Origin of the sequence: Herpetosiphon sp., assembly GCF_003512625.1 — a bacterium.
Classification (GTDB): Bacteria; Chloroflexota; Chloroflexia; order Chloroflexales; family Herpetosiphonaceae; genus Herpetosiphon; species Herpetosiphon aurantiacus.
The window spans coordinates 16867-42889 of record NZ_DOPT01000100.1; the positions used below are offsets into that span (position 1 = coordinate 16867).

The 26023-nt window shown below is 48.9% G+C and carries 24 protein-coding genes and 1 tRNA gene; 13 read left to right on the top strand and 12 right to left on the bottom strand.

The features are described from left to right. Positions 1-41: 41 nt before the first annotated feature. The 5 genes from DEF47_RS22495 to DEF47_RS22515 form a co-directional block, all read right to left on the bottom strand. Positions 42-704 (bottom strand): uracil-DNA glycosylase, encoded by a 663-nt coding sequence (locus tag DEF47_RS22495; RefSeq protein ID WP_012191938.1) that lies wholly within the window; start codon positions 702-704, stop codon positions 42-44. Between the two features lie 91 nt (positions 705-795). Further along, positions 796-1410: a glycerol-3-phosphate 1-O-acyltransferase PlsY gene (gene plsY / locus DEF47_RS22500; RefSeq protein WP_012191937.1), complete on the bottom strand. Its 615-nt coding sequence runs from the start codon at positions 1408-1410 to the stop codon at positions 796-798. A gap of 9 nt (positions 1411-1419) precedes the next feature. Then, the gene (gene pgsA / locus DEF47_RS22505) at positions 1420-2010 is read right to left on the bottom strand and encodes a CDP-diacylglycerol--glycerol-3-phosphate 3-phosphatidyltransferase (protein ID WP_287045355.1); all 591 of its coding nucleotides are present in this window, start codon (positions 2008-2010) and stop codon (positions 1420-1422) included. A gap of 123 nt (positions 2011-2133) precedes the next feature. Then, positions 2134-2799, bottom strand: coding sequence for a fructose-6-phosphate aldolase (gene fsa, locus DEF47_RS22510; RefSeq protein ID WP_012191935.1), 666 nt, complete (start codon positions 2797-2799; stop codon positions 2134-2136). Between the two features lie 218 nt (positions 2800-3017). Beyond that, positions 3018-4964, bottom strand: coding sequence for a hypothetical protein (locus DEF47_RS22515; protein WP_012191934.1), 1947 nt, complete (start codon positions 4962-4964; stop codon positions 3018-3020). A gap of 218 nt (positions 4965-5182) precedes the next feature. On the opposite strand from DEF47_RS22515, the gene DEF47_RS22520 reads away from it, so the two are divergent. The 9 genes from DEF47_RS22520 to DEF47_RS22560 all read left to right on the top strand — a co-directional run bounded on the left by DEF47_RS22520 (position 5183) and on the right by DEF47_RS22560 (position 10952). Next, the gene (locus tag DEF47_RS22520) at positions 5183-5800 is read left to right on the top strand and encodes a class I SAM-dependent methyltransferase (protein WP_012191933.1); all 618 of its coding nucleotides are present in this window, start codon (positions 5183-5185) and stop codon (positions 5798-5800) included. A 124-nt stretch (positions 5801-5924) separates the two neighbouring features. Further along, a tRNA-Leu gene (locus DEF47_RS22525) sits at positions 5925-6011 on the top strand. A 108-nt stretch (positions 6012-6119) separates the two neighbouring features. Continuing rightward, on the top strand, positions 6120-6791 hold the full coding sequence (locus DEF47_RS22530; protein ID WP_012191932.1) for an adenylate kinase family protein: 672 nt from the start codon (positions 6120-6122) through the stop codon (positions 6789-6791). 100 nt (positions 6792-6891) lie between these two features. Next, positions 6892-7233, top strand: a complete 342-nt coding sequence (gene trxA, locus DEF47_RS22535) for a thioredoxin (protein ID WP_012191931.1) — start codon at positions 6892-6894, stop codon at positions 7231-7233. A 120-nt stretch (positions 7234-7353) separates the two neighbouring features. Next, positions 7354-7863 (top strand): glycine/sarcosine/betaine reductase selenoprotein B family protein, encoded by a 510-nt coding sequence (locus DEF47_RS22540; protein WP_012191930.1) that lies wholly within the window; start codon positions 7354-7356, stop codon positions 7861-7863. Positions 7864-7881: 18 nt separating this feature from the next. After that, positions 7882-8190 carry a reductase gene (locus DEF47_RS22545; protein ID WP_012191929.1) on the top strand — a complete coding sequence of 103 codons (309 nt, stop codon included), beginning with the start codon at positions 7882-7884 and terminating at the stop codon, positions 8188-8190. An 83-nt stretch (positions 8191-8273) separates the two neighbouring features. Further along, the gene (locus tag DEF47_RS22550; RefSeq protein ID WP_012191928.1) at positions 8274-9767 is read left to right on the top strand and encodes a sensor histidine kinase; all 1494 of its coding nucleotides are present in this window, start codon (positions 8274-8276) and stop codon (positions 9765-9767) included. Continuing rightward, positions 9764-10180 (top strand): response regulator, encoded by a 417-nt coding sequence (locus DEF47_RS22555; RefSeq protein ID WP_012191927.1) that lies wholly within the window; start codon positions 9764-9766, stop codon positions 10178-10180. Before DEF47_RS22550 ends, DEF47_RS22555 begins: the two co-directional genes overlap by 4 nt. 28 nt (positions 10181-10208) lie before the next feature. Continuing rightward, positions 10209-10952, top strand: a complete 744-nt coding sequence (locus DEF47_RS22560; RefSeq protein ID WP_012191926.1) for a hypothetical protein — start codon at positions 10209-10211, stop codon at positions 10950-10952. Here the strand turns inward: DEF47_RS22560 and DEF47_RS22565 are convergent, their stop codons facing one another. Next, on the bottom strand, positions 10953-11780 hold the full coding sequence (locus tag DEF47_RS22565; RefSeq protein ID WP_012191925.1) for an alpha/beta fold hydrolase: 828 nt from the start codon (positions 11778-11780) through the stop codon (positions 10953-10955). A 142-nt stretch (positions 11781-11922) separates the two neighbouring features. Here DEF47_RS22565 and DEF47_RS22570 point away from each other — a divergent pair, with 142 nt between their 5' ends. After that, positions 11923-12894, top strand: a complete 972-nt coding sequence (locus DEF47_RS22570; RefSeq protein WP_012191924.1) for an A/G-specific adenine glycosylase — start codon at positions 11923-11925, stop codon at positions 12892-12894. Between the two features lie 68 nt (positions 12895-12962). Here the strand turns inward: DEF47_RS22570 and DEF47_RS22575 are convergent, their stop codons facing one another. The 5 genes from DEF47_RS22575 to DEF47_RS22595 form a co-directional block, all read right to left on the bottom strand. Beyond that, on the bottom strand, positions 12963-13256 hold the full coding sequence (locus DEF47_RS22575) for a hypothetical protein (RefSeq protein WP_041304868.1): 294 nt from the start codon (positions 13254-13256) through the stop codon (positions 12963-12965). Positions 13257-13565: 309 nt separating this feature from the next. Then, positions 13566-14771, bottom strand: coding sequence for a Wadjet anti-phage system protein JetD domain-containing protein (locus DEF47_RS22580; protein ID WP_012191923.1), 1206 nt, complete (start codon positions 14769-14771; stop codon positions 13566-13568). After that, a complete protein-coding gene (locus DEF47_RS22585; RefSeq protein WP_012191922.1) occupies positions 14749-18030 on the bottom strand; it encodes an ATP-binding protein in 3282 nt (1093 codons plus the stop codon). Before DEF47_RS22585 ends, DEF47_RS22580 begins: the two co-directional genes overlap by 23 nt. After that, entirely contained in the window at positions 18027-18659 is a 633-nt protein-coding gene (locus DEF47_RS22590) for a DUF4194 domain-containing protein (RefSeq protein WP_012191921.1), read from the bottom strand. Before DEF47_RS22590 ends, DEF47_RS22585 begins: the two co-directional genes overlap by 4 nt. Continuing rightward, complete coding sequence (locus DEF47_RS22595) at positions 18656-20056, bottom strand: Wadjet anti-phage system protein JetA family protein (protein WP_041304865.1); 1401 nt, start codon at positions 20054-20056, stop codon at positions 18656-18658. Before DEF47_RS22595 ends, DEF47_RS22590 begins: the two co-directional genes overlap by 4 nt. Before the next feature lie 436 nt (positions 20057-20492). Here DEF47_RS22595 and DEF47_RS22600 point away from each other — a divergent pair, with 436 nt between their 5' ends. The 3 genes from DEF47_RS22600 (at position 20493) to DEF47_RS22610 (ending at position 24838) form a co-directional block, all read left to right on the top strand. After that, complete coding sequence (locus DEF47_RS22600) at positions 20493-20912, top strand: MarR family winged helix-turn-helix transcriptional regulator (RefSeq protein WP_012191919.1); 420 nt, start codon at positions 20493-20495, stop codon at positions 20910-20912. Between the two features lie 105 nt (positions 20913-21017). Further along, a complete protein-coding gene (locus DEF47_RS22605) occupies positions 21018-23432 on the top strand; it encodes a 3-hydroxyacyl-CoA dehydrogenase/enoyl-CoA hydratase family protein (protein ID WP_012191918.1) in 2415 nt (804 codons plus the stop codon). A 227-nt stretch (positions 23433-23659) separates the two neighbouring features. Beyond that, entirely contained in the window at positions 23660-24838 is a 1179-nt protein-coding gene (locus DEF47_RS22610; protein ID WP_012191917.1) for an acetyl-CoA C-acyltransferase, read from the top strand. An 86-nt stretch (positions 24839-24924) separates the two neighbouring features. Here DEF47_RS22610 and DEF47_RS22615 read toward each other — a convergent pair whose 3' ends face one another. Continuing rightward, a complete protein-coding gene (locus DEF47_RS22615) occupies positions 24925-25893 on the bottom strand; it encodes a C45 family autoproteolytic acyltransferase/hydrolase (protein ID WP_012191916.1) in 969 nt (322 codons plus the stop codon). Positions 25894-26023 lie beyond the last annotated feature (130 nt).

Consider the following 26023-nt stretch of genomic DNA (forward strand, 5'->3'; position numbering starts at 1 on the left):
TAGCAATCAATCGGATGTTCTGGGGTTTCGGCGGTGAGACCTTAAAACATTGACATTTGTTGTGGTGGCGTTGTTGGCTCGTCGGTTTCGGGCAAATTTGGCTCAGTTGTTTCGTTAGTTTCTTCTTGCAAACGCTGGTTGAGCCGCGCAATCAGCCGTGGTATCAACTTGATATCGGCAATTGCATCGGGCATGGCGTTCATGTTACGCAGCACATAGGCTGGGTGAAATAAGGGCAGAAATACCGTTTGGCCTTGGCGTTTAACCCCACGAATGCCATGAATTTTGGTAATTTTGCCACCAGGAAAAAATTTGTTCATCGAATGCCGCCCAAGCGTCGCTATCAACTTGGGAGCCAAAGCCGCAATCTGGCGATCCAAAAAATGGGCACAAGCAGCGATTTCGCTTGGCTCAGGGTCGCGGTTGCCAGGTGGCCGACATTTCACCACATTGGCGATAAAGACTTGTTCGCGGGTTAGGCCAATTTCGGCCAACCATTGTTCCAACAAATCGCCCGAAGGCCCGACGAAAGGCCGACCAAGTGCATCTTCACGTTGGCCTGGCCCTTCTCCAATTAATAAAATCTCGGCATTGGCTGGGCCTTCGCCTGGCACTGCATTGGTTCGGGTGCGACAGAGCGGGCAGGCAGTGCATTGGGCGACTTCTTCAGCAATGGCCGCAAGTGTTGCTGCTGCATGCGTCATAAGCGCAAATTAAACTCAGGATTCAACAACCTAAGAATCATGTGTTGATATTGTACACGAATTTAGGCTTGTCTGATTCTCGATAGGCTAGCTATTCGACGCTGACCCGCTGACCAAACTTGCTCTCGGTACCATTGCGCAACCGCGTAATGTTATCACGATGCGAAACCACCACGGCTAAGGCGATCAAGGCACAGTAGGTCACAATCGCAATATGGCTTTGATCAAGCATAAAAAACACGCCAGCGGTAATCGCGGCGGCAATGCTGGCCAAAATTGAGGCCAACGAAACGTAGCGAGTCAACAACACAACCGCCCACCAAACCAAGGCCGCTGCCAAAAAACCCCACGGAAAGAGGCCTAAAACACCGCCCAAGCCAGTTGCCACCCCACGGCCACCATGAAAACCAGCAAAAATCGGGTAAATATGGCCAACCACGGCAATTGTGGCAGCCATAACCATAGCCCAAGCATTATCAGGCATAAGCCAACGCGCGGCCCAAATTGCCGCAATGCCTTTAAGCGCATCGAGCACAAACACCAAGCCGCCATAGCGTGGCCCAAGTGTGCGCAACACATTGGTTGCCCCAGTGCGCTTCGAGCCATACGAACGCACATCAATTCCGCCAACCATGCGCCCAATCAACAACCCAAAAGGAATCGACCCAAGCAAATAACTGATCACTGCAATCAGCAAATAGTTCACAGAGCCTCCTTAGTCTTGTTTTTGGCGTGGTGGTTGGCGGAAAATAGCCCGAGCACCCCAGATGTATTCGACTCCCGACATAATCGTGAGCAATACTGCAAGCCACAGCACAATCGATGATAAATGGCTCAGCCAGGTTAAACCGCCAGCAAAATCGATCAACTTAAACCAGCCGTCACGGTCGAGGTTGGCGCGAACCATAATCCAGCCGAGTGCTACGATTGTGATGATCATTTTTAGCTTGCCCCAACGCCCCGATGGAATAACCACGCCTTCGGAAGCGGCGAGTGATCGCAAGCCAGTCACCACAAATTCACGCACCAAAATAATAATCGCCGCCCATGGGTCAAGCAGGTTGGTGGCAACCAAACAGACCAAAATGCCAGCAGTGTAAATTTTATCGGCAGTCAGGTCGAGGAAGATGCCCAAATTGCTGACCCAGCCATATTTTCGGGCCAATTGGCCATCGAGCATATCGGTGAGCGCGACCACCACATAAAACCAAAATGCCCAGAAATAACTGATGGCAGTGTCGTTAAGCAACAACATCAACAACGGAATCGTTGCGATGATGCGGATCGAACTTAAAATGTTGGCCAAATTCCATGGGTTCACCCAAGGCTTACGACCCGCCCGCTCCTTCCGACGAAGCAGCGGGGGGCGTTTACTGCGTTGAAAACGCGGTGCAGGTGATTGCCCTGATGAAGGTGCATTACTCATTGATTACTCAGCAAACACGGTTGCGGCATCGGGCACTTGTTGCCAATCGACTAAGAAGGTTTCGATGCCTTTGTCAGTTAACGGGTGCTTGACCAGTTGTTGTAGCACTTTGAATGGCATGGTAGCAACATGCGAGCCAGCCAATGCCGATTGCAAAACGTGAACTGGGTGGCGAATTGAGGCCGCCAAGACTTCGGTTTGGATATTGTAGTTTTTGAAAATCTGGACAATATCGCGAATCAAGATCATGCCATCTTGGCCGATATCATCGAGCCGCCCCAAGAACGGACTAACGAAGGTGGCCCCAGCTTTGGCGGCCAACAAGGCTTGGGAAGCTGAGAAAATCAAGGTTACATTAGTTTTGATGCCTTCGCTGGTCAATTGCTTAACAGCTTTCAAGCCTTCAGCCATCAACGGCACTTTGACCACAATGTTTGGTGCCCATTTGGCCAAAATTCGGCCTTCGCGGACTATTTCATCGGCTTGCAATGCCACGGTTTCGGCACTGACTGGGCCGGGACAAATTTCAACAATCTCTAAAACCACATCACGGAAGTTGCGGCCTGCTTTTGCTGCTAATGAAGGGTTGGTGGTCACACCATCAACCACACCCATCGCCACCCCTTGGCGAATCTCTTCGACATCAGCAGTATCCAAAAAGATTTTCATCCAGTTGCTCCTTTGATTGCCCTGGTTAGAACCTATGCCTCTCAGACTTCCAGCATGCATTATAGCAGCATAATGCGCTGCATCATAACAATGCTGATCGTTGTGACTGGCTCGGGATCAAGGAGTAGAGATTAGACTCAATACAGCGTTGTGGGCTAAAAAGAGCAACTGCGCCATGGGTTTGTCGCCATAGCGCAGTTTGCAAGCATTGGGGCAATTTAGCGATAAGTAATGCTTGAATCGATCATCACGACTTGGATTATGTCACCTGTGATACGGCTGCCAAGTTGCCAGCGAATGTTGATTGTATTGATGACTTTACCATCTTGCTCTGTTTTAATGTAGCGATGATGCTGATCACTCATCACAATTTTCTGCCAGCCTTGGCCGAGTAAGATTGGGTCGTAGAAATTGGGTGCAAGCGTTAAGTCACTTGAATCGATGACCAAGGCTTGTACGCCATCAATATAGGTGATTTCCTTGCAATCGTTACTGGAGCGTTGGTAATTCAAACTTCTAAGCCAGCCGTAAGCATAGCCATTAAAGCGTTCGTGAGAGACAGAGTTAAACACCATCGCATCGGGTAGTAATGGCAAGCTATGGGTAATTGGCTCAACGAGCCATGCTACTCCGATATAAGAAGGATATTCTTGCCCTCGAAAGCTAATCTGTGGAACACTATTTGGGGTCGATTCGCTGATAATCCCAATACTGCCGCTTAACTGAAGGTTGTAGCGACTTCGTTCAATCAAACTAAGCGTACCACCATGATAGCCTTGCTCAGTTCTGACTCCATAAAATGCAAAGGTTGTATCGTCTTCGAGGTTATTCCAGTTGTTTGGTTCAGTTAATGTTTGTTTATATGTTGCTGATATTTGGCTTGGGTTGCTGTCGCTGCTGAAAACACTATAGCGAATGTTGCTGTTTGGGTTGGTTGTGCTTGGGCTACATGCGGATTCAGGTGGATAGTTGGTGTTGATGTAGGCCTGAAGCTTGGTTTTGGTGATCTGATTATGCTGCCAGCCATAGAGCAAGCTATCAACTAATCGATCTGTACCAAGCTGATAATCCTGCTGATCTGGTTGGGTTGGGATTTCTAATGCTTCAATTGGGCTGAAAAAGCTGGGGTCTAACGTGAAATTTGGCTGCTCGGAGGATCGCAGAGTTAACAGATGCATCCCCAACAGCCAATCGTTTGGGCTTGATTGGGCCAGATATTCGTGCTCGCTGAGCTGGTTCATTAGCAGCACTTGAATTGTATTATCAACAAAACGCAACAATGGAGGGCCGATATAACTATCACTTCCCAATAACGTATTGCTTGCTTGCCAGCCACCAAGTTCAGATATAGCTTTAGCTAAATCGTAGGTAATCTGCTGAGAACCGAAAGTCTCAGCTACGAGGCTCGCTTCGAGCGTGATCTCGCCCGGCCAAAAGCTTTGTAGTTGGCGAATTGGCATCAGCAGATCGCGTTTAAGCAATTCGCCCCTGGCTGGGTCATTCAACAGTTCATTATTGATGGTGGTATCTGATGGGAAGCGCACATCGTGCGTTGTAAAGATATCTGAAGTATTTACTAACGGCAGTTCGAGGTTTGGCCGTGAATGATTCGTTTGCAGCAATTTAATCGAAACAAACAATTGATCAGTATTCATCGGCGTAAAGATAAAAATGTAAAGCTGGGTTTGCTCATGCTCAAATATCAAGGTTGTATCTTGGGGATTTATGTGCTGAATCGGCTGAGCAATCCAATTTGTGGCGGCCAAGCTGGTTCGATAATGCTCAATCAGCTTATCGATTGGCGTATCAGTGAAATAATCGTCAATTGCTTTAATTGGTAAATCGTTGGGATTACTGTTTGAATCGAGATCAAGTGTCATAAGCTGATCGAGCATAACCTTCGGCATAAGTATCCTCAACCAATCATTAATGTTAGCACTCATTGGGTTTGGTGCAAACTCGTAGGGTTGGCTTTGGGCTGGTCGTTGCAATTGCTCGATTATGGCAAGATCGCTACTCTGACCACCGTTGATCGGCGTGCTGGTTGGGTTGGCTTGGTCGGCCATTGTTACTGTTGGACTTGTTGAAAGCAAGCTATCTGGTTGACCACAAGCAGCTAAAACGAAGCTTATGAGCAAAAACCAATAGTTCGATCGACGTTGCATACATCATTCTCCAGTTCAAAATCCACCAACTTAAATCGCTGATCTCACTGCTTACTCTAGCTGGATAATTGGGCCAAACAATTGGTTTTTACTGCCAATAGTTGGGCTAAACAGTAATTGGCAGTAAACTTCTGCGCTCAATTTCGGTATCAAGGCTGAGTTTTGATATCGACTGCTTTGTTATAGTTCCTAAAAGCGTTAAATGTAGGAGGTGGGTGATGAGCCGTTTTGGTGCAGAACCGCTAGAATTTTTTCAAAATGTCTATAACGATGTGCCGCCGTGGGATGTTGCCGCACCCCAACCAGCCTTGATTGAGTTAATCAACGCCTTTCCACCGCAAAATCCTATTCTTGATGTTGGTTGTGGTTCGGGCGATTTGGCAATTGGCCTCGCGCAACTTGGTTATACGGCGGTTGGAGTCGATTTTGTGCCAACTGCGATTGAACAAGCCCAAGCCAAAGCGGCAGCCTTGCCCAGCGAGGTTGCCCAACGCCTGCGTTTTCTAGTTGGTGATGGCCTTAAGCCCTCCTTGCTTGAAACCAAATTTGGGGCAATCGTCGATACTGGCTTTTATCATTTGTTTAATCAAGCTGATACCGAAGGCTTTATTGACGAATTGGCTCAAGCCTTACAACCTCAAGGCCGCTATTATTTGTTGGCGTTTGGCATCGAGTTTGCCAGCGTTAATGTGCCTCGTGCCATTACCGAGGAGGAAATTCGCGGTCGATTTACTGCTGAGCGTGGTTGGCGTGTGCTCGATCTGCAACCAGCCCAATTTCTCAATCGAGTTGGGCCGCCAGTCGCCGCACTTGCCGCTTGTATCGAGCGAATCTAGCCCTCAGCAGGTTCGGTTATTCGTCAGAAAACGTTCAGAGGCGGCCCTGAAATGCTAAATCCAACTTGCACAATCACCTAAAATCAGCTATACTCAACAACGTTGCATGCGCAACAATCCCTTAGCCGATGTGGCGGAATTGGCAGACGCGCTACGTTCAGGGCGTAGTTCTCGCAAGGGAGTGTGGGTTCGACTCCCACCATCGGCACCACTCAACAATCGCGAATATTCGCGGTTGTTTTGTTTTAAACCTGCTACCTCAGCCATAAACGGCTGTGATAAGATTATGGCTAGTGTTGTTTAATATCGAGGTATAAGGATGAAACCGCTTAACCTCATTCTTTTTGGCCCCCCAGGTGCGGGGAAATCGACCCAAGCTGCCTATTTGGATAAATTGGCAGCGATTGATTCAATCTCCACCGGCCAACGCCTACGCCAAACTGTCGAAACTGGCTCTGAATTGGGTCAAGAGGTCGCTCAGGTCATGGCTGAAGGTCGTTTGGTTGACGATACATTAATGAACAAATTACTGAACGAATGGTTGCTAGGCATTCCTAGCGAGGTTGGGGTGCTGCTCGATGGTTATCCACGCACGCTGAGCCAAGCCCAAAGCCTTGATCAATTGATGCAGACCATTAGCCGTCCGCTTGATGTGGTGATTGCCCTAACCCTCTCTGATGAAGAGGCCATTCGGCGCTTAAGTGGCCGCCGCATCTGCCGAATCAAAGGCCAGCCCGACCAAATTTTGCATATTAATGATCAAGCAGCTTTAGATGCTTGTCGAGCTAATGGCGGCATGTTAATCGAGCGTGATGACGATAAGCCGGAGACGATCAAACGCCGTTTAGCTGAATACAATGCCAAAACTGAGCCACTGCTACAATTCTATGGCGAACGCGATTTGCTGATTTTGATCGATGCTGATGGTACACCTGATCAAGTTTCTAAGGCGATTGAACAAGCTTTGCAACAACGTTTTAATGGCGCTTAGGAGCAGCAAAAGATTAATATAACGCTTATTAGCTTTTGCCAAAAACGTGCTACACTACATGCAGGTGCAGCAATGCACAAGCTATCAAGGAGGACTTTCAATGGCCAAGCCATTAGCAGTTAGCGATGCCGAATTCGAATCAGCAGTGATTAATTCCGATATTCCCGTTTTGGTTGATTTTTGGGCACCATGGTGTGGGCCTTGCCGCTCAATCGCCCCTGTGCTCGAAGAGTTGGCTGACGAATACCAAGGCAAATTGTTGATTGCCAAGGTTAACACCGATGAAGATAGTGGCAACGCTATGAAGTTTGGGGTCCAAGGTATCCCAACCTTGATCTTCTTCCAAGGCGGTCAAGAAGTTGATCGGATTGTCGGCGCTGGCCCTAAGAAGATCTATCAAGAACGAATCGAAGCGATTCTTAACCCAGTTACCGAAGCATAATCGACTTTAATCGTAAGTAACCACAGCACCGATCGTTATGATTGGTGCTGTTTTTTATTGCCCAACATTCCTTAGCATGCTAAACTGCTTGAAGCAGGTTTGATCATGGAGTTTTTGGCCATGCGGCGAACATTCAATCAACTTGGGGCGTGGTTGTATCGCGCAATGCCTGGGCTTGGCCAACGTTGGGCCAAACGCTTTCAGGTGCAGGCGGTTGCAGCCCAAATTCCATGGACTCCGCTGCATGGCACGTTAGCTCAACAGCGAATCAGTTTAATTACCACTGGCGGCGTGCATCTACGCACCGATCCAGTGTTTGATATGCACGACCCGCACGGCGACCCCAATTTTCGTTTGATTCCCGCCACCGCTAGCCCCAACGATTTGATGATTACCCACGATTATTATGATCATCGTGACGCTGATCGTGATATTAATATTGTCTTGCCGATCAGCCATTTTCAGCAACTCGCCGCCCGTGGCACAATTCAAAGCCTTGGGCCATGCTATAGTTTCATGGGCCATATCACCGATGAACATATTGAGACATTAATCAAGCAAACTGCCCCAACCATTGCCCGCAATTTGCGCGAAGCTGGCGTGACAGCAGCAGTGCTTACTCCGGCCTGAGGCATCTGTAATCAGTCCGTGGGACTGATCGCACGAGTTTTAGAAGCGGCTGGGATTAGCACCGTCAGCTTTTTTCTGCTGGCTGAAATTGCCCAACAGCTGGGTATTCCACGAGGGCTAAGCGTGAAGTTTCCGTTCGGCCATGTATTGGGCGAGCCAGATAATCTTGCACAACAGCAACTATTAATTAACCATGGATTGAATCTATTGATCAACGCAGCGCAAGCAGGCACATTCATTCAATTGCCCTATCGCTGGAAGCGTGAGGATTGGCCGCGTTTACTTGAGGCTCAGCAGGCCGATTTAGCGCAATCTGATGCACAATAATTGCAAAAACATGGTATGATTTTGAGCCATAATCAATCAATTGTTCAGCAAGCATATTAATTCAACTGAATGGTGGCCCCACCATGGAAGAACACGATCAAATCGATGCCAGCCTTCAGGAAAATCTCTTATCGTTTCGGATCGACACCCTCACGATTTTAGTGTATTTGTGCTTGGGGTTTGGCGTGCTTTGGTTCGCTATGCTGCTAACCCAAGTTACCAGCAATGCAGGCGATTATACCCGTAGCGGCCCGCCGTGGGTGCTCTTTGCTGTTGGCACAGGCATGGCTTTTATGGGCCTGCGCTACAACAAAATTCGCTTGGCACGAAGTGCTTTCTTCTTTTCAATTGTCGGCACACCAACGATTAGCCTCTTTTTGCTGCCTGGCACAACTCAATTTATGAGCTACTCGCTAGTGTTGGCGGTGATTATCGCGGGGATTTTGTATTCGCCTCGCGCCCCATTCACCGTTGTTGCACTTGTAGTGGTTATCTTCTTAATGGTTGGAATGGCCTCGGCAACCAATTTTACCAATCACTATGGCTCAATTACTCAATTTATCACTACCTTTACGCCGCCTTCAGTCACGTTGCTGTTGGCAGCGCTTACCAGTTGGCTAGCAACCCGCGACTTGGTAGCAACCGTCGAATGGGCCATGGAAAGCCATCGTTTAGCCGAACGCCGCGCCGAACGCCTGCGGGTCAGTGAAGCACGGGTTGCCCGTACCTTGCTTGAGCTTGAGGGCGCTTATGAAATGCAATCGCGCTTGAATAGCCAGTTACAAGTTCTTAACAAAGAGCTAGAGGTAGCACGGACTGCCGCCGATGAGGCTAATACATTAAAAACTCGCTTCTTAGCCAATATGTCGCACGAGCTGCGCACGCCACTCAATGCGATCATCAACTTTACCCAGTTTTTGGGCAAACCCCGCTATGGCGATTTGACTGCCCGCCAAATTGAGCTGCAAGAACGGGTCTTAGTCAATAGCGAGCATCTGCTTGGCCTAATCAACGATATCTTAGATCTCTCGAAGATCGAAGCCGGACGCATGGAATTGCACCTTGAGCTGCTTGATTTGCAGCCAATTTTCAATGGGGTTATGGCAACAGCGGTTGGCTTGACCAAGAGCAAAGGCTTAAACCTCGAATCAGATGTTGAGGAAGAAATTCCGCCTGTACGTGGCGATAAAGTGCGGGTACGCCAGATTTTGCTCAATTTGCTTTCCAACGCTGCCAAATTTACCGACAGCGGCGGCATTACGCTCCGCGCCTTCGAGAGCGATGGGATGGTACAAATTTCAGTCATCGATACTGGCGCAGGTATTCCGGCTCACGAATTGCCCTTGGTTTTTGAAGAATTTCACCAAGTTGAGCAAGCCGCCTCAGCCCAACGCCAACAAGGCACCGGCTTGGGCTTGCCAATTAGCCGCCACTTGGTAGAATTACAGGGCGGCACCATGTGGGCCGAAAGTCAATTTGGCAGTGGCTCAAGTTTTAGTTTCACCCTGCCAATTGCTGAAAATCTTACGCCCGAAGTCGTTATTTTCGACCCACAAACGAAACAGACAGCGCTATGATTGACCCAAACTTTGCCCATGTGCTGGTTGTTGAAGACCGTGATGATACCTTTTTCGTGGTGCAAGATCTGCTGATCACTGAAATTGGGGTTCGCTCGTGCGTGCGCTGCCGCGATGGACGTTCGTTAATCACCATGCTCGATGCACCAACATCAGGGCTATTTGACTTAATTTTGTATGATATTAAGCGACCCTTGCGTGATGCCTTTGCCCAATTACCAATGTTGCGCGTGCATCCAAAATTGATTGGCACACGCATTATAGCCTTAACCGCCAATATCATGCCCGATGACGTAGAACGAACGCGGAATGCTGGCTTCGATGGCTTTATTGGCATTCCAGTCAAACAAGATCGTTTTCCCAACCAAATTTGGCGCATTCTACATGATGAATGGGTTTGGGAACCACGTTAGCCAACCCAAAGGTCGAGAGGCGCTTTTTATGCAAACAATGTGGATGCTCGCAGCAGGCGATTTGCTGACATTTTCCTTGACTACCGCTGCTCTGTGGTGGCTTACCAGTATGATTGGCTTGATGGATGCCGAAAGTGGCTACTTGGCTGGCCTCGGCGCATTAATGATCAGTTTCGGTGGTGCGTTATCATCACTCAATCGGTTTAGTCGTTTGGCCATGGGGCAAAGTTTGTTTGGTTGGTCGATCGATCTGTTTCAATTTTTAACCCCAGGCTTTGTCTGTTTGGCCTATGGCCTGTGGTATGGCCAACAAGCCCTGCGCCTACGCCGCACAACCCAGATTTGGCTGGCCCCAATGCTCACAATTTTCGCGATTCAGAGCTTTGCTGCCTTGATGATTGGTCGCCAAAATGGCCCAAGTCAGTTTATTGTGCTGTTAAGTTTTACCAGCATCGCCAGTTTTACCATGATTGGTCTGTGTATTCGCCAAGCCCGTTGGCAAGGCTTGCGCACGGTAATCATCTTTTCGGCAGCCTATCTCACGATGATCAGCAGCATGAATATCATTGCTCATAGTTTTAACGAACAAAACGACTTAATGATTTCGATGGTGTTGACGACCAATATGTTGGCGGCGCTCTGTTTTGCTGGGGCGGGCTGGATTTTGTATCAGAGCACCAAGCGACGGCAGCAGATTCAACGAATTATGGCGATGCTTGATGATAGTTTGGCCCAACCCAAACTAAATGGGCGGGCTGGGCCAATTCATTAATTACAATACGCTACGTTCAATAAATTCGCCCATTACGCGATTAAATTCTTGCGGTTTTTCCAAGCTGACCATATGTGCCACATCGGGGAAGGCCACATATTGGGTGTTGACAACATGCTCAGCTAAATATTTGGCTGCTTCAACACAATCAGATTCATCAAGCAAGCCAATCAAAATCAACATTGGCACTTTAATTTCGGCTAAACGACCAACCGCTGGTGGCTCCAAGGGTTGGGCTTGGGCTTCGACAGGCTGATTAATAAAATTCTCGTAGGTCATCGAGCGCACAGCTTCGTAGACTGCTGAATCAGCTCGCCCTGCTGGTTGATTGGGGCCATCAGTCCAAAAACGCGCCTCTAGTTCGGCCAATAAAGCCCAATCTTTGGCTTCTTGCGCTGCTTGCATCTTGCCGATTGGCTCAACTAATTCGGGGGGAATTTCTTCCGAGCCAAAGCCACCCAAGCCTGAGCCAAGCACCACCAAGCCGTTAACCCGTTCGGGAAAACTTAAGGCTGAATCAATTGCAATGCTGCCGCCACGCGAGTTGCCAATCAACACCGCCTGATCCACCTTGCAATGATCAAGCACAGCCAAAAGATCTTGGCGATTGGAGAAACTCACCGCTTCGGTCTTGGAGCGCCCAAAGCCGCGGGTATCATAGCGAATGACGCGATAGTTGGGCGAAAAATGGGCAACTTGGGCATCCCACATGCGCAAATCGGCCACCCCAGCGTGAATAAACACCAACGGCAAGCCACTGCCCACCGCTTCATAATACAATTCACCACCATCAACAGCGACGTAGCCTGTTTCAAGCGCTTGACTCATTCAGCATTCTCCTGATGAACATTTGTTGTTGTTAGTATAAACGCACAGTTGTGCGTGATCGAGCGACTAAAGACCGAGATTTGAGCCATGCCCGTTAGTTTATGGTACGATCAAGCTAGAACGTTTTAGAACAGAAAGCATTATGAGCGAATTAAGTACCTTACAAATCGATCTGCTAGCGTGGTTTCAAGCCAATGGCCGCGATTTACCATGGCGACGCACCCGTAATCCTTACTATATTTTGGTGTCGGAAACCATGCTGCAACAAACCCAAGTTGATCGGGTGATTCCCAAATATGAGGCATTTTTGGCCCTATTTCCGACGGTCGAGGCCTTGGCTAGTGCTTCAACCGCCGATGTCATTCGTTCGTGGCAAGGCTTGGGCTACAATCGTCGCGCGGTCAATCTGCAACGGGCGGCCCAAGCAATTGTCGCAGCAGGCTATCCCGCCGATCCTGCTGGTTTCCCCGCTACACCCGAGGGTTTGCGCAATTTGCCAGGGATTGGAGCTTACACCTCGGGGGCGGTCGCATGTTTTGCCTTCGAGCGTGATGTGGCCTTTCTTGATACTAATATTCGGCGTGTGGTACGACGTTTGTTGGTCGGCCCCGAAGATGCTCCGCCTGAAACCAATGAACAAACGTTGATCGATTATGCCCAACAATTAATTCCCCAAGGCCAAGGCTGGGCATGGAACCAAGCAATTATGGAATTGGGAGCGTTAATTTGTAGTGCCGCCAAACCTCAATGCTGGCGTTGCCCAGTCAATCAACATTGCCGAGCCTACGCGATTTGGCGCGAAGCCAACACGCAGCTTGATATGTGGCAACCACCAGTGATCAAACCACGCAAAAAGGCTGCCGAACAACCATTTCATACATCAAACCGCTATTTTCGTGGGCGCATTATCGATGCCCTGCGAGCACTCGAAACCCAGCAAAGCCTTGATCTGGCTAGTTTGGGGCCACAAGTCAAGCCAGATTGGGTCGGCAATGAGCATGATCTCACATGGCTAGCCAAGTTGGTCAATGGTTTGGCCCAAGATGGCTTGCTGATTTGGCAGCAGCAACCAGAGCAGCAATTAGCCGAGTGGAGTGTGCGACTACCAGCTTAACCAAGGTGAAGGACTCGCTACGAGACGTTGCGAAACTATTTCGTTGCTGCTGGGTAAATACCTGTATTCTAAACCCATAAACAAACGAGGCCAAGTGAACCATCATCACTGCTGGACACAATCGTTTGAGGAATTCTTCTCAACGAACGATGATGAATTCGCCAACTAGCTTCAGCAAATTCCTTCATTACGAAGGCAAGCACATTAAAAGCATCGCATCTGAGTTTATTCAGCAAAGTAGTCAATGCTAGGCCGTTGCTGCCCTGAATAACCAGAAAAGCTCGAACAGCGTACCGTCGCAATGCCTGAACAAGAGTATTCGCCATGTCTTCAACTGGTTCGCAAACCTGAAGTTGGTTCATTACTCATTCGGTTCGCTCTGAGGCTTGATGCTTTGATCGCGATTGATACCAATTTTGGTAGTTTACGAAGCTAGCCTGTTATAACCACCGGTACGAGGCCAATGCCCTCCTTTTCACGATTGCTATCGTGTTGATATTGGCTGAAACGTCGCCGGATGCGCTGGCCTTGCTCGTTGGCTGTTGCCGCGCCTTGGCACCCCATGGACGGGCGCAACAAATCCACCGCGCCTCCTGCTAAGCCAGCAACGGCGTAGACACCTCCTTCCGCCGCACCTTTGCCCAGCGTCCCCCTCGCTGGGCAAAGGATTTTTAGTGCCCCAAAAGATCAAGTTGCTCTTGCTCAAGTTTGATATTCTGTTCCAGCATTGCCCCGATCAAGGCTTGGCAATCATAAAGCAATGGGTGTTGTTGGAGTTCAGTGAGGCTTTGGCGTTCTTTAGAATTCAAGCTTTGGGTAGCTTTGCCAGCCCGCTGAAAAATCGCTGGATCAGGCTGCCACAGGCGAATCTTGGCAACATGCTGGCGTAGATGCGCCAAAATTCGCAAACCACCTACATCGTAATCGCCCCAGTGATACCACGTTAAATTGGGCAAAGCCATGGCTAGTTTGCTCAAAAATTGGCAGAGGCTGGGGCTAGCAAAGCCACCGGTATAGATCAACAACGCCTGTGGTTGGCGGGCAAGCATACTGTGGAAGCTGGTCAAGTTTTCAATCGTAATAATTTCAGTACAGGCTGAATCCAGCACCTGAGCTTGACGCAACATCGAGCTAGGCAAGCCCAAACTTGGCCGAAACGCGCCTAATTCCAGCCGATTCCCATGCAATTCCAGTTGTAAATCGCCAGCAAGTAGCACATATTCTGGCACTTTTTCGAGATTAAAGGCTTGCAGCAAAGCCCGATCATTGTCGCCAAATTGCTTGGCTTGCGGGGCAAATTGGCGCAAAACCCGCAAAACTGCGCCTTCTAGCTCGCTAAATCGTTTGCTCTGACCCAGCCAACCTACGCTAAATAAACGCTCTAAAATTGGCGTTTCTAGCTGAGTCAGGCCATAAATCGCCCGTAGTACATCGCGATTCCAAGCAGGGTCGGTTAAATCAAGCGGTTGGATCGAGCGCTGTTGGATTAATTGCTGTTCGAGCCACGCCAGCCAATCAGCCAGCCAGCCTTGAACTGGCACATATTCAGCCAATAATGTACGCAAGGCCTGCTGTTGCTCGGCCAAGGGTTGGCGTTTCAGCAAACGATATAGCGCCGCCGCATCAAGCAAATCAACCGCTTCAAGCCAATTGCCTTCTTCCCATTTACGCCAATACAACTTGATTATCTGATTTTTTGCTAGCTCAACCAAGTAGTTATTGGTTTGTTGGCGTTCGTCAATCTGTTTATCATCAAAATAACGCGAAAATTTGGCCGCTTTAATCTGCACCCGATTGACTCGCTGACGCTCTGGCTGCTCGTGTTGATCAAGTAATTGCTGCAAAATTGCATTGCTAGTTTTGTTCAGATTCAGCATTCAGCGCCTCTAGACGAGCTGCATAATTACGATATGGCTCGACCAAAACCCGCTGCTGGCGATCTTTCAAGCCAGTCAAAACCAAGGTTGTACACATTTTGGGCACTAAATATTCGCAACGCTCAATCGGCGTGGCCGTGATAATTTGTAAACCAAAATGGTGAAATAGATCAAGCGTCGAGCCAATCCGATCTTGATCCATTTTGGAAAAGGCTTCATCGAAGGCCACAATCCGAATGGTTGAGCGTTTGCTACGTTCATTAATTTTATAAAGCTGCACAAACGAGGCCGCAATCGTCACATAAAACGGAGTTTGAGTTTCGCCGCCAGATGTTTGACCCATAATTTTGCTCAAGCGTGAACGAGTACCATCACGCTCAATCACATCAATATCATAGCTCAAGTAGCGCCGATAATCGGTAATTTGAGCCTGCTCAAGCTTTTCTTGGTCGGTTAGGCCAGGCTGAATTAACAATTGGAAGAAACGATCAAACGTGGCTTTGTGCTGCTGATAAAATTCACTATCCTGAATCATCTCGCTAGTAACATTGGCTGATTGCTCAATCAATTGATAAAAATCACGCAATGAATCGGCAATTTCATAGCGAAAATGATAACGCTGGCCATTGAAATCTAAGCCTTGCAAAGCATCATTAATCCGATCAAGCTCTGCTTTGGCGCGACCAATATTTTCACGCAATTTATGCAGAACATGTTCGCGTAGCTCGGTTTCAGTTTCATGTTTGGCTTCAGCAATTTTCTGTACAAAATGCGGTAAATCAGTAGCCTCAAGCTCAGCGCGTTTCTCTTGGAAGCTCGTTTGCTCGATATTGGCTAGTTCACGCGCTCGAAAATCGCGATTATAGAGTATAACTTGTTCGCGTAATTGTTCTTGGGTATTGTTAAAACGGGTATTATAGCCACGACCTTGTTGCTCGGCGGTTTCTTGCAAACGGCTAAATTGCGCTTGCTCATTGTTCTCGCGCTGAAAATCGTTGAGTGCATCGTCAATTTGGTCGGGATAGCGTTGCTGCGTATGCTCAAACAGGCTTTGAGCATTCAACAATTGATGTTGGTTTTCTTGAAGTTGTTGTTCAATCTGAGTAATTTGATTATTCAGTGTGCCAATAATCCGCTCTAAACGGCGAATATTCAAGGCATATTCTTCATGAATTATGTGTAAACGTTTAACTTCGGCCTCAAGTGCCGCCACGCCGCTAGTATCAATGCTATCGTGTTCGCGTTGCAATTCAGCAAGTGTCGTTTGTAATTCGCTTGAATCAAGTTCTTCCTCGAAATACGAATCTAAGCCTAATAAAAGTTGTTGTAATTTTTCCAATTGATCATAATATTGGCGCTGGCGTTGTTGTTCTGGGCGTAATATCGCCAATTCGGCTTGGATTTCGGTTAATTGCTGGCGGCGGCTTTCAATTTGCGAGCGTTGGGCGCGTTCACCGATAAACCAAGGCTGAAATTTCCGTGGATCAATCGAACGCGCTGTCCATTCTTGATAAACCATCACTTCAGCGGTAATCGCACGGCGATGTTGACGCAAATCTTGCACATGCTGACAAGTAATAATATCACCTAAAATTGCCGCAATATATTTATCAATCAAGCCAGTTTTGGCTTTGACTTTGGTCGCCAATGATAATGGTCGTGCTGGGCGAGCTTCTGCACTAGCTTGTTGTAAATCAACCAAACCAACATCATAGATCCGCTCTTTTTCGCGTAACTGATCAAGCAAATCAAGGGCTTGGCTATAATATTTAGGTTCGACAATAATATTGAAACGGCGTTGACCAAGCATTGCCTCAACCGCATTTTGCCAATGTTCATCAGGAATTTCTAACAGCTCACAAAGCAAAAAGAGTTCAATATTTAATGCTGATTTTAAGTACTTACGCACATTTTCCACATTTTGGGGATAATGATTTTGGCGATTCGATTGCTCAAGCTGGGTAATTTCTTGTTTTAGGCGGCTTTCTTGTTCAAATAAGCGCGAGATTTTATCGTCGGTTCTGGTCATCGCCTGGAGTTGCAATTTCAAAGCAGAGCCAGCCGCCGTGCTCTGTTGTTGTAATAAAGGCACAATTTGCTGTGATTGGGGAATGTGCTCAGGCTGCTGCAATAAATTAACCAAATCTTGCTCAGCAATTGGCTGTAATTTATTCAATAATGCCGCAATTTGGATTAATTTGGCTTGTAGTTGTCGCCAACGTTGGTTAATTTTTTGAATGTGTTGCTGCAATTGCTGAATTTCAGCGGCAAGTTGGTTTTTACGCCGCACAACATCAGATTGGCTTAATTGAACTTGGGCTTCAACTAAGGCAGCTTGGGCATTTTGCTGTAAGCCAAGTTGTTGTTCCAAATCAGTCTGATTCAATTCGTAATCGCGGCGAGTATCGATTAATCGTTGTTGCTGTTGATTAATTTGTTGCTGAATTGCCGCCACGCTATAGTGAGCCGCCAGAATCTCAAATTTCCCATGCAGGCCACGCAAGCGCTTGGCTTCTTCTTGGGTTTTGATAATAGCACCGAGGCTTTTTAATTGTTCTTCAACATCTTTAGCTTTTCGCTCCAAATCGCGTAAGCGTTCAACCACATTTTGCAAGGTGTGAACATCCAACGAATTTGGCTCCAGCAGCCATTGCTCAACAAACTCACGAATATTACGAATTGGCTGGAAGGTCAAGGCACGCAGAAATAAATCGAAAAAGCGTTGATTCAAGCCGCCCAACCGATTGAGCAACGCCGCTTGATATTCGCCAGTTTGATCGAAACTTTCGGCAGTTGAGCGATTACGCGCCATCGCTTTGATTTCGCGGCGGGTGCGTGGTTTGCCTTGCTCAATAAATACATCAGGATTTAAGTGGCCATCAAAGATAAAAAAGGTTTTTTCAACGCTTTGGGTCGCGGCACGAGCTTCCAAGCAAACCCCGCTAACAAAGGCTTGATGCTTCAGATCTTCAGTCCACTCCAGCACCACATAACCAATCGTGTCGCCAGGCCGCAGCCAATGTTGCTCGCCAATTTTGCCGCGCACATAGCTATCCAACGAGCGTTGCGAGCGATCTTGGGCCGCGCTGTTGAAACGCACGCGACCCAAATCGGCCACCAGCACCAATTGCAAGGCATCAAGAATCGACGATTTGCCTGAACCGTTGTGGCCCGCCAAATACAAACTATCCTGCACATCCAACACATGCCAATCGAAGCGATGCCAATGATACAGAAAAATGCGACTAAGCTTGATCATTCTTGCTCCTCGTCAGCACTGTTGGGGCGTTGATATTCGGCTAGGCGTTCGGCCAAGGCGGCGATGCCACTAGCTGGCACTATTACCTCAAGCGCTGGCAATAATTCGATCACCGCATCGGGGTCGTTGGCACGCAGTGCTTTGCTATTGGGAGCGCGCACGAGTTTTAGCCCATTGAATAGGCGTAAAGCCTCATCGAACGCGCCTTTTTTGCGAATCGTTTGGCCAGGAAAAAACTCTCCATAACGGCTATAGACATCGCTCACGGTGGTGGTTGGATAGCGCGTCAAGCTTGGATTGAGCGACTCATATTGTTCAGCGTAGATTAAACGCAGCAATAACAGCCATAAGGTGGTTTCACGGTTGAAGCGGCGGCGATGGCTGCCATCACGATGAAATACATGGAAAATATGTAAATTTTCGGCGTAATGCAATTCCCAGCCAGCGACCGCCAAATAATCGCGTACCAAATCGATCCGTCGCACTAACCAAGCAAAAATCCGCCGATCCTGCTCATCTTCGCGCCAAATCAGGCCATCGCTGAGCAAACGCCGCACACTATCGGCAAATAATTGCTGCTCGGTTGATGAAAGTTGGCTATATTCTTCAGCAAAATTGACTAAGCTCATGCTGGTTGCTCCGTTGAAACCCGCCGCACCAAGAAATCGCGAAAGCCCACACCATCGCGCTCGACCCAAACGCCATCGTCGATTGACTCAACCGTGTAGCCCAACGATCCATCGCCATACGAACGCAAATAGATAATTAATGATAAATCGTCAACACCTTCAAGTTCAATCTCCGAGCCACGGCGTTGTTCGGCATCGCCCAACAATTGCAAAGCATAACGCCGCACGCGATCACGGCTGATTGAGCGGCGCAATTGGCGCAAGGTGTCGGCCTGTGCTTGGGCAATTTCGGCCTCGCTGAGCGGAGCATAGCTCTCAGCTTGAATTTCAAATGGCACGGCAGCGCGAGTTGGAGCACTCAGTGATTGCTGATCGGTCAATTGAAATTCGTAGATGCTGAGCATTTCGCTAATTTCAGGGCTGGCTTGCTCGAAGGCTTGTTGATTGGGCAAAATTTGGCTCAAAATGCGGTGGAGTTGGCCGCTGGTGCTGGTGCTCGCACTCAAAAATAATTCAATATTGCGCACCGCCGAATCGACAAATTGGCTATGGCGCAAATCGATCACGCCAATTAATTGATCAAGTTGGTCGAAATGGCTGCGAATTGTATCAATTTGGTCAGTTAATCGGTTATACGCCACTTCAAAACTAGCAGCCTCGCCGCGACTAACCAAATGTTGTGCCGATAACTCCAACAAATTGGTGCGCTCTATTTTCTGCAAAAACTGCAAAATCGCAGGCCGATAGCGCGAAAGATGGTCGGATGTACGCAGTTGATGATAGGCTTGATCGACAATATCTTTGCGATAGGTACCAAACACATGCTCCAACACATCTTTGGTTTTGAGGGTTTGCAGCACTTTTTGAATATGCAAGCCAATGTTGTGTTGCAATTCTTTCAACGCCTGCGTTAGAAAAAGTGTTTGTTCATAGGCATTCGAGAGCCGATCGTGGGGTGCATCGCCAGTACAGGCTTTTTCGAGCACATCGTGAATGCCACAAATCATGCCGCGCAAATGTTGGCGCTGTTTGGTTGCAAGGTCTTCAAAGAGTTGCAACAGCCGAAACGCATAATCGGGCAAAATGATCGCCGAGGAATAATCGCTTTGTTGCTCGAAGCGCAGCCAGCCCCAAGCCCGCAGCGAACGCAAAATCGCCGAAGCATGGTTATTTTGCTCAAGCTCTGATTCTTCCTCGTGAGCATCGCTGGTAAGAGCCTCGGCATTGGGTAACTCTAATTGTTGCTCGACGAGGCTTAATGCCCGTTCGCGGCTGAGTGGTTGCGATTGTTGCTTGGTGGCAGCAAACAGCGCTAGCAAAACCTGGGTGTAAATTGCAGCGCCAGGGCTAGCTAATGGGCGAAAAAGGGTGGTAGGAACGGTCTCGAACAAACTCATGGTAGCACGCATTTCTCCGGCGGATGCCATGACCAAGTGAGGATTGCCTAATCATACCAAGCTTTCCCCACTCTCACAAGCAGCGACTTCGTAGCAAAAATCGCAATCTTGACAAAGCATAACGCAGTGCGTATAGTTAGTTTGTGTACGGACTATTTGTATACGAGAGACTGAAGATCATAGAGCAAAGAACATAGAACATAGGAATTTGGGGATCGGTTGTTGGGGGTCGGGGATTGGAGTGTAGAAACCAAAAGAAGATTCGGTTTTAACGCAGAGGCGCAGAGCAGGTGAGGCTATTGGATCGTTTGAAATTCTAGAAAATATTCCGATAGCCTCATAGCCTAGAGCCATACTCCCTTCGTGCTCTTCGTGCCCTTCGTGGTTAAATTAATCGATTCGCTGTTCTTCATCAAGCTTACAAGGACGTAGCATTGTGGAAGCGCACTATCATTTGTGTTTTCAAGTTGGGCGGGTAGCCCGCCAATTGATCAGCCACTACAATCGAGTGCTGGCTCCATTGGGGCTGACCACCGCTCAATACTTCGTCCTCGTTGCGATCAAGCCCGATGAAGCCCCAACCATGGGCGAACTTTCCAACCGCACCTATCTCGATAATTCAACTCTAACGCCAATCGTCGATCGCCTTGAGCGTGATGGCTGGCTCGAACGAATGTCCGACCCCACTGATCGGCGCACAACCCGCATCCAATTAACTAGCAGTGGTCTCGAACGCTTGCCCGATGCTCGCCAACGTGGCGATGCGGTCGAAAACGCTATGCGTGAGCAATTGGGCGATCCATTGGTCGATTTATTGACCGATGGTTTACGCAAAGTCGCCCGCATCGAACTCTAAATCTGTTTCCTAACCTGTAATCAGCCACTAATCGCTGCAAAACCCTCGCTGATTACAACCGATTGTTGATAAAAATCGCTTCCAACCAGAAAGAAAGGTGGTTCAATGACGTACCGCATTCAACGTGCAGTGGTAATTGGCTCAGGCACAATGGGTGGTGGCATCGCCGCTCATCTAGCCAATGCTGGCGTGCGCACCGTGTTGTTGGATATTGTGCCAAGCACGCTCACGCCTGAGGAAGAGGCCAAAGGGCTTTCGTTGCAAAGCAAAGCCGTGCGCAATCGAATTGTGCAAACTGGCTGGGATCGCGTGGTCAAGAGCAGCCCCGCCGCGCTCATGAACAAAAAAGCTGGCGAATTGGTGCAGCTTGGCAATCTCGAAGACGATTTCACAGTTGTCAGCGAAGCTGATTGGGTAATTGAAGTTATCGTTGAAAAACTCGAACCCAAGCAACAACTTATGGCGCGAATCGATGAAATTCGCAAAGCTGGCAGCATTATTTCATCGAACACCAGCGGGATTCCAATTCACAAAATTGCTGAAGGTCGCTCCGACGATTTCAAAAAGCACTTCCTTGGAACCCACTTCTTCAACCCACCCCGCTACCTCAAATTACTCGAAGTGATTCCAACGCCAGATACCGATCAGGCGATTATTGACTATATTCGCAGTTTTGGTCAAGAACGCTTGGGTAAAGGCGTGGTGATTGCCAAAGATACGCCGAACTTTATCGCCAACCGCATCGGCACCTTTGGCGGCGCATACGCCATGAAATATATCGTCGATAACGGCTACACGATTGAAGAAGTCGATGCCTTGACCGGAACCTTAATTGGCAATCCCAAATCGGGAACCTTCCGGCTTGGCGATTTGGTGGGGATTGATGTGATGGTTGGGGTGGCCCACAACCTCTACAATCTCGTGCCCAACGACGAATCACGCGACGCGCTGCTGGCTCCAGCTCCCGTGCAAGGCTTGCTAGAACGGGGCTGGCTCGGCCAAAAATCAGGCCAAGGTTTCTACAAAACCGTCAAAGGCGCAAATGGCAAGGAATTTTGGGTGCTCGATTGGGAAACTGGCGAACATCGCGCCCCACGAGAAGTTGATTTGCCGATCATCAAGCAAGCCAAAAAGCAGGGCAACTTGGCGGCTCGCCTGCGTTTCTTGGTCAACCAAAGCCAAGATCGTGGCGGCAAACTGATCGCCGATACCTTGTTGCCATCGTTGGCCTATGCTGCTCGCCGCGTGCCAGAAATTAGCGACCATCTGTACGATGTTGATAATGCTTTGCGCTGGGGCTTTGCCAAGGAGATGGGGCCATTTGAAATGTGGGATGCGATTGGCCTCGCCGATGGCGTGAAGCTAATGCAAGATCGCGATATTCAGGTGGCCGATTGGGTTTTGGCATTACTCGAAAAAGGCCATAACTCGTTCTATCAAACGGTCGATGGCGCGAAACAAGCCTATAGCCCAGTCACTGGCGAATACGAAGCCGTGCCAAGCTCCGACCTGAAAATCGACCTTGACGAGTTGCGCAGCACAGGCAAAGAAGTTGCCCGCAACGATTCAGCCAGCCTGCTCGATTTAGGCGATGGCGTATTGTGCTTCGAATTCCATTCCAAGATGAATGCGCTGGATAGCGAAATCACCGAAATGGGCTTCAAAGCCTTGGAATTGCTCAAAGACGATCGCTGGACAGGTATGGTCGTTGGCAACCAAGGCTCAGATTTCTGCATCGGTGCCAATATCTTTATGTTGATGATGGCTGCTCAAAACGATCAATTCGACCAGCTTGAGCAGATGTTGAAAACTTCGCACGACTTGATGCAAGGTATGCGCTTCTCACCCAAACCAATTGTCACCGCACCATTCGGGCGCGTGCTCGGTGGTGGCGCTGAAGTTTCAATGCACGGCTCGCGCATGTGTATCGCCGCTGAAACCTATATGGGCTTGGTCGAAGTTGGGGTTGGCTTGATTCCTGGGGCTGGTGGGGTCAAAGAATTTGTGCGCCGGATCATTACTCCAGCCATCAAACTGGCTCCCGAAAGCGATCCAACGCCATACTTGCAACGAGTATTTGAGCAAATTGGGATGGCCAAAGTTGGCACCAGCGCCTTTGAAGCTCGCGATCAAGGCTTTGTCACCGAAGCTGATCGGATTGTGATGAATGCTGATGAGTTGCTAGGCCGTGCCAAGCAGTTTGTGCTTGATCTGGCAGCGGCTGGCTTTACGCCGCCCGCCCGCGAAAAACTCTACGCTGCTGGCCGCGATGGCTTGGCTGCAATGCGGGTTGGCGTGTGGATGATGCAACAAGGCGGCTATATCTCCGAATACGATGCGTTTATCGGCAACAAACTGGCTTATGCGATCGCTGGCGGCGACCTCAGCAGCCCACAATGGGTCGATGAAGAGCATTTCTTGGCGATGGAGCGCGAAGTATTCTTGGCACTTTGCCGCGAACCAAAGACCATGGAACGCATTATGTTTATGTTGCAAAACAACAAGCCATTGCGGAATTAGAAGGATGATGGGTCAGGGCAAGAAAGCGCATTCCCTCACCCCCTAGCCCCCTCTCCCGCCCAGCAGGCGAGGGGGAATACCTCCAGCATGAACCGTGGAACGCCCCTCGCCCGCCGCAGTGGGCGAGGGGTTGGGGTGAGGGAATGTAACTCAACCTGAATCCTGAACCCTATTTACTCATTCAACAATCGATCCCCATATCCATACCCATAAAGGAGTATTCAACGATGAATGAAGCTGTGATTGTAGCTGGTGCGCGAACCGCCGTCGGCAAATCCAAGCGTGGAATGTTTCGCAATAGCCGGCCTGATGATTTGGCAGCAGCAGCGATTAAAGCTGTGGTTGAACAAGCGCCAGGCCTCGACCCTCGCGAAATCGAAGATTTGATTTTGGGTTGTGCTATGCCCGAGGGCGAGCAAGGCCTGAATATGGCACGGATCGCATCGCTCCGCGCTGGTTTACCAATCGATGTGCCCGCTCAAACCGTCAATCGTTTTTGCGCTTCAGGTTTGCAAACAATTGCCTTGGGTGCTGAACGAATTATGGCTGGCGGCGCTGATGTGATCATCGCTGGTGGCGCTGAATCGATGAGCATGGTTCCAATGTCGGGCAATAAATTTGCACCAAACCCATGGATGGCTGAACACTACCCCGAAATTTACATCAACATGGGCTTGACCGCCGAAAATGTTGCTCGACAGTTCAATATCAGCCGCGAAGATGCCGATGCCTTCTCGTATCGCTCGCATATGAAGGCGATCGAAGCAATTCAAGCAGGTCGCTTTGCTGACGAAATTGTACCAGTCGATGTTGAGTTTGCCGAGGCCGAAGCTGGCGGTGCAATCAAGCGCAGCACCGCAACCGTCAAGGTCGATGAAGGCCCACGCCGTGACACGACCTTAGAAGGCTTGGCCAAATTGCGCCCAGTGTTTCATGCCAAAGGCACAGTCACTGCTGGCAATTCATCGCAAACCAGCGATGGCGCTGCCGCTGTGCTCTTGATGAACCGCCAAAAAGCCGATGAACTTGGGCTAAAACCGTTGGCTCGCTTTATTGGCTTTGCAGTTGGTGGCGTTGGGCCTGAAGTCATGGGCATTGGCCCAGTCGTGGCGATTCCAAAAGTTTTGAAGAAAACTGGCTTGAATCTCAGCGACATTGATTTGATTGAATTGAACGAGGCTTTTGGTGCGCAAGCTTTGGCGGTTATTCGCGAGCTTGGCATCGACGAAAGCAAAACCAACGTCAATGGTGGCGCAATCGCCTTGGGTCACCCACTTGGCTGTACTGGCGCGAAACTGACCGTCCAAATCATTAATGAACTTCGTCGCCGCAATGGCCGCTACGGCATGGTAACGATGTGTATCGGCGGTGGTATGGGCGCTGCGGGCATTTTCGAGTTGTTGTAAAGCTGAAACCACGAAGGACACGAAGCGCACTAAGAACCATAAACTAAATCTTCGTGAAACTTCGTGTCCTTCGTGGTTGAAAAAATTTAAAATTCTAACTCTCGATAGCCAACGTGGCAGGGTGCGCCAAAACTATAGGCCACCCGTTGCTGGGTCAATTCGTACAAACCCGACCAAAGTGTGCTTGAAAATTCTTTATGACAACAAACTGGCACCTGATGATCGCTCATGGCTTGGGCGGTTTGTAACCAAGGGTCGCCCTGTTCATGGCTCACAGCAGCACATAAAAAGGCTTCGCGAGCTTTGGAATCGTCACGTTGGCGGCGACCTTGCAAGCGTACCAAATCAGGGTGATCAAAATGGTTGGTAGTTGCGAACAATCCATCCGCTTCCAAAACGCCGATCGGTTGGCCAGGATAGCACTCTAAACGAGCGAAATGGCCATGACGATCAGCGACGGTGTAATTAAAGGATGAAAGCTGGGGCAATTGGCGAAATAAGCTAATCACTTCGGCGGTGCTGGTACATAAATCTAAAGCTAAACGTGGCAGCAGATGAAACGGCACACCTGGTAGCAAGTGCTCCTGACGATCAGCCATCACTTTATGCAGCCCAACAAACAAGCCATGTTCGTTGATACCATCGTAGCGCCCGCCAACCAAGCCACCATTCATGCCAATGTGCTGATAGCCATAACTGCTGCTGGTGGAGAGCAAATCGCGGGTTGGCATATTGATGTAAAAATCGTAGTTACGCCCAACGAATACTTGGCCGCTGGAATGTTGCCAAGCCACAGCGGAACAGGCTTGAGGCAAGGCAGCCGCTCGCAGAAACAAACTACGTTCAGCAGGTGCATCGAAGGCATCAGCGAAGGCCACCAATTCATCCCACAAGGCTGAATGGGTATGCCGAATAATCGCCGCACATTCGGCCAAAAAAGCCAAATCGTGCTCCCACGCGCTTGAGCGAAACGGCGAGACAACTCGTTGTAGCACACTCGCCAAATAGCGCCCAATCTCGCTTGGCGAGCCAATTAATTGCAAAAAACGATACATAGAAAATCAGAAATCAAAAGGCAAAAGGCAAAATATTCAACTCAAGAATTCTTGCTTAAATGATACACCCTAATTTAAGCACTGAAAACTTTCATCAAAACCTGCTATTTTGCCTTCTGCCTTTTGCCCT

Excerpts from the sequence above, each read along its gene's own strand:
- DEF47_RS22495 (WP_012191938.1), bottom strand. The coding sequence starts at position 704 with ATGACGCATGCAGCAGCAACACTTGCGGCCATTGCTGAAGAAGTCGCC.
- fsa (WP_012191935.1), bottom strand. The coding sequence starts at position 2,799 with ATGAAAATCTTTTTGGATACTGCTGATGTCGAAGAGATTCGCCAAGGG.
- DEF47_RS22515 (WP_012191934.1), bottom strand. The coding sequence starts at position 4,964 with ATGCAACGTCGATCGAACTATTGGTTTTTGCTCATAAGCTTCGTTTTA.
- DEF47_RS22520 (WP_012191933.1), top strand. The coding sequence starts at position 5,183 with ATGAGCCGTTTTGGTGCAGAACCGCTAGAATTTTTTCAAAATGTCTAT.
- DEF47_RS22530 (WP_012191932.1), top strand. The coding sequence starts at position 6,120 with ATGAAACCGCTTAACCTCATTCTTTTTGGCCCCCCAGGTGCGGGGAAA.
- trxA (WP_012191931.1), top strand. The coding sequence starts at position 6,892 with ATGGCCAAGCCATTAGCAGTTAGCGATGCCGAATTCGAATCAGCAGTG.
- DEF47_RS22540 (WP_012191930.1), top strand. The coding sequence starts at position 7,354 with ATGCGGCGAACATTCAATCAACTTGGGGCGTGGTTGTATCGCGCAATG.
- DEF47_RS22550 (WP_012191928.1), top strand. The coding sequence starts at position 8,274 with ATGGAAGAACACGATCAAATCGATGCCAGCCTTCAGGAAAATCTCTTA.
- DEF47_RS22555 (WP_012191927.1), top strand. The coding sequence starts at position 9,764 with ATGATTGACCCAAACTTTGCCCATGTGCTGGTTGTTGAAGACCGTGAT.
- DEF47_RS22560 (WP_012191926.1), top strand. The coding sequence starts at position 10,209 with ATGCAAACAATGTGGATGCTCGCAGCAGGCGATTTGCTGACATTTTCC.
- DEF47_RS22565 (WP_012191925.1), bottom strand. The coding sequence starts at position 11,780 with ATGAGTCAAGCGCTTGAAACAGGCTACGTCGCTGTTGATGGTGGTGAA.
- DEF47_RS22570 (WP_012191924.1), top strand. The coding sequence starts at position 11,923 with ATGAGCGAATTAAGTACCTTACAAATCGATCTGCTAGCGTGGTTTCAA.
- DEF47_RS22575 (WP_041304868.1), bottom strand. The coding sequence starts at position 13,256 with ATGAACCAACTTCAGGTTTGCGAACCAGTTGAAGACATGGCGAATACT.
- DEF47_RS22580 (WP_012191923.1), bottom strand. The coding sequence starts at position 14,771 with ATGCTGAATCTGAACAAAACTAGCAATGCAATTTTGCAGCAATTACTT.
- DEF47_RS22585 (WP_012191922.1), bottom strand. The coding sequence starts at position 18,030 with ATGATCAAGCTTAGTCGCATTTTTCTGTATCATTGGCATCGCTTCGAT.
- DEF47_RS22590 (WP_012191921.1), bottom strand. The coding sequence starts at position 18,659 with ATGAGCTTAGTCAATTTTGCTGAAGAATATAGCCAACTTTCATCAACC.
- DEF47_RS22595 (WP_041304865.1), bottom strand. The coding sequence starts at position 20,056 with ATGAGTTTGTTCGAGACCGTTCCTACCACCCTTTTTCGCCCATTAGCT.
- DEF47_RS22605 (WP_012191918.1), top strand. The coding sequence starts at position 21,018 with ATGACGTACCGCATTCAACGTGCAGTGGTAATTGGCTCAGGCACAATG.
- DEF47_RS22610 (WP_012191917.1), top strand. The coding sequence starts at position 23,660 with ATGAATGAAGCTGTGATTGTAGCTGGTGCGCGAACCGCCGTCGGCAAA.
- DEF47_RS22615 (WP_012191916.1), bottom strand. The coding sequence starts at position 25,893 with ATGTATCGTTTTTTGCAATTAATTGGCTCGCCAAGCGAGATTGGGCGC.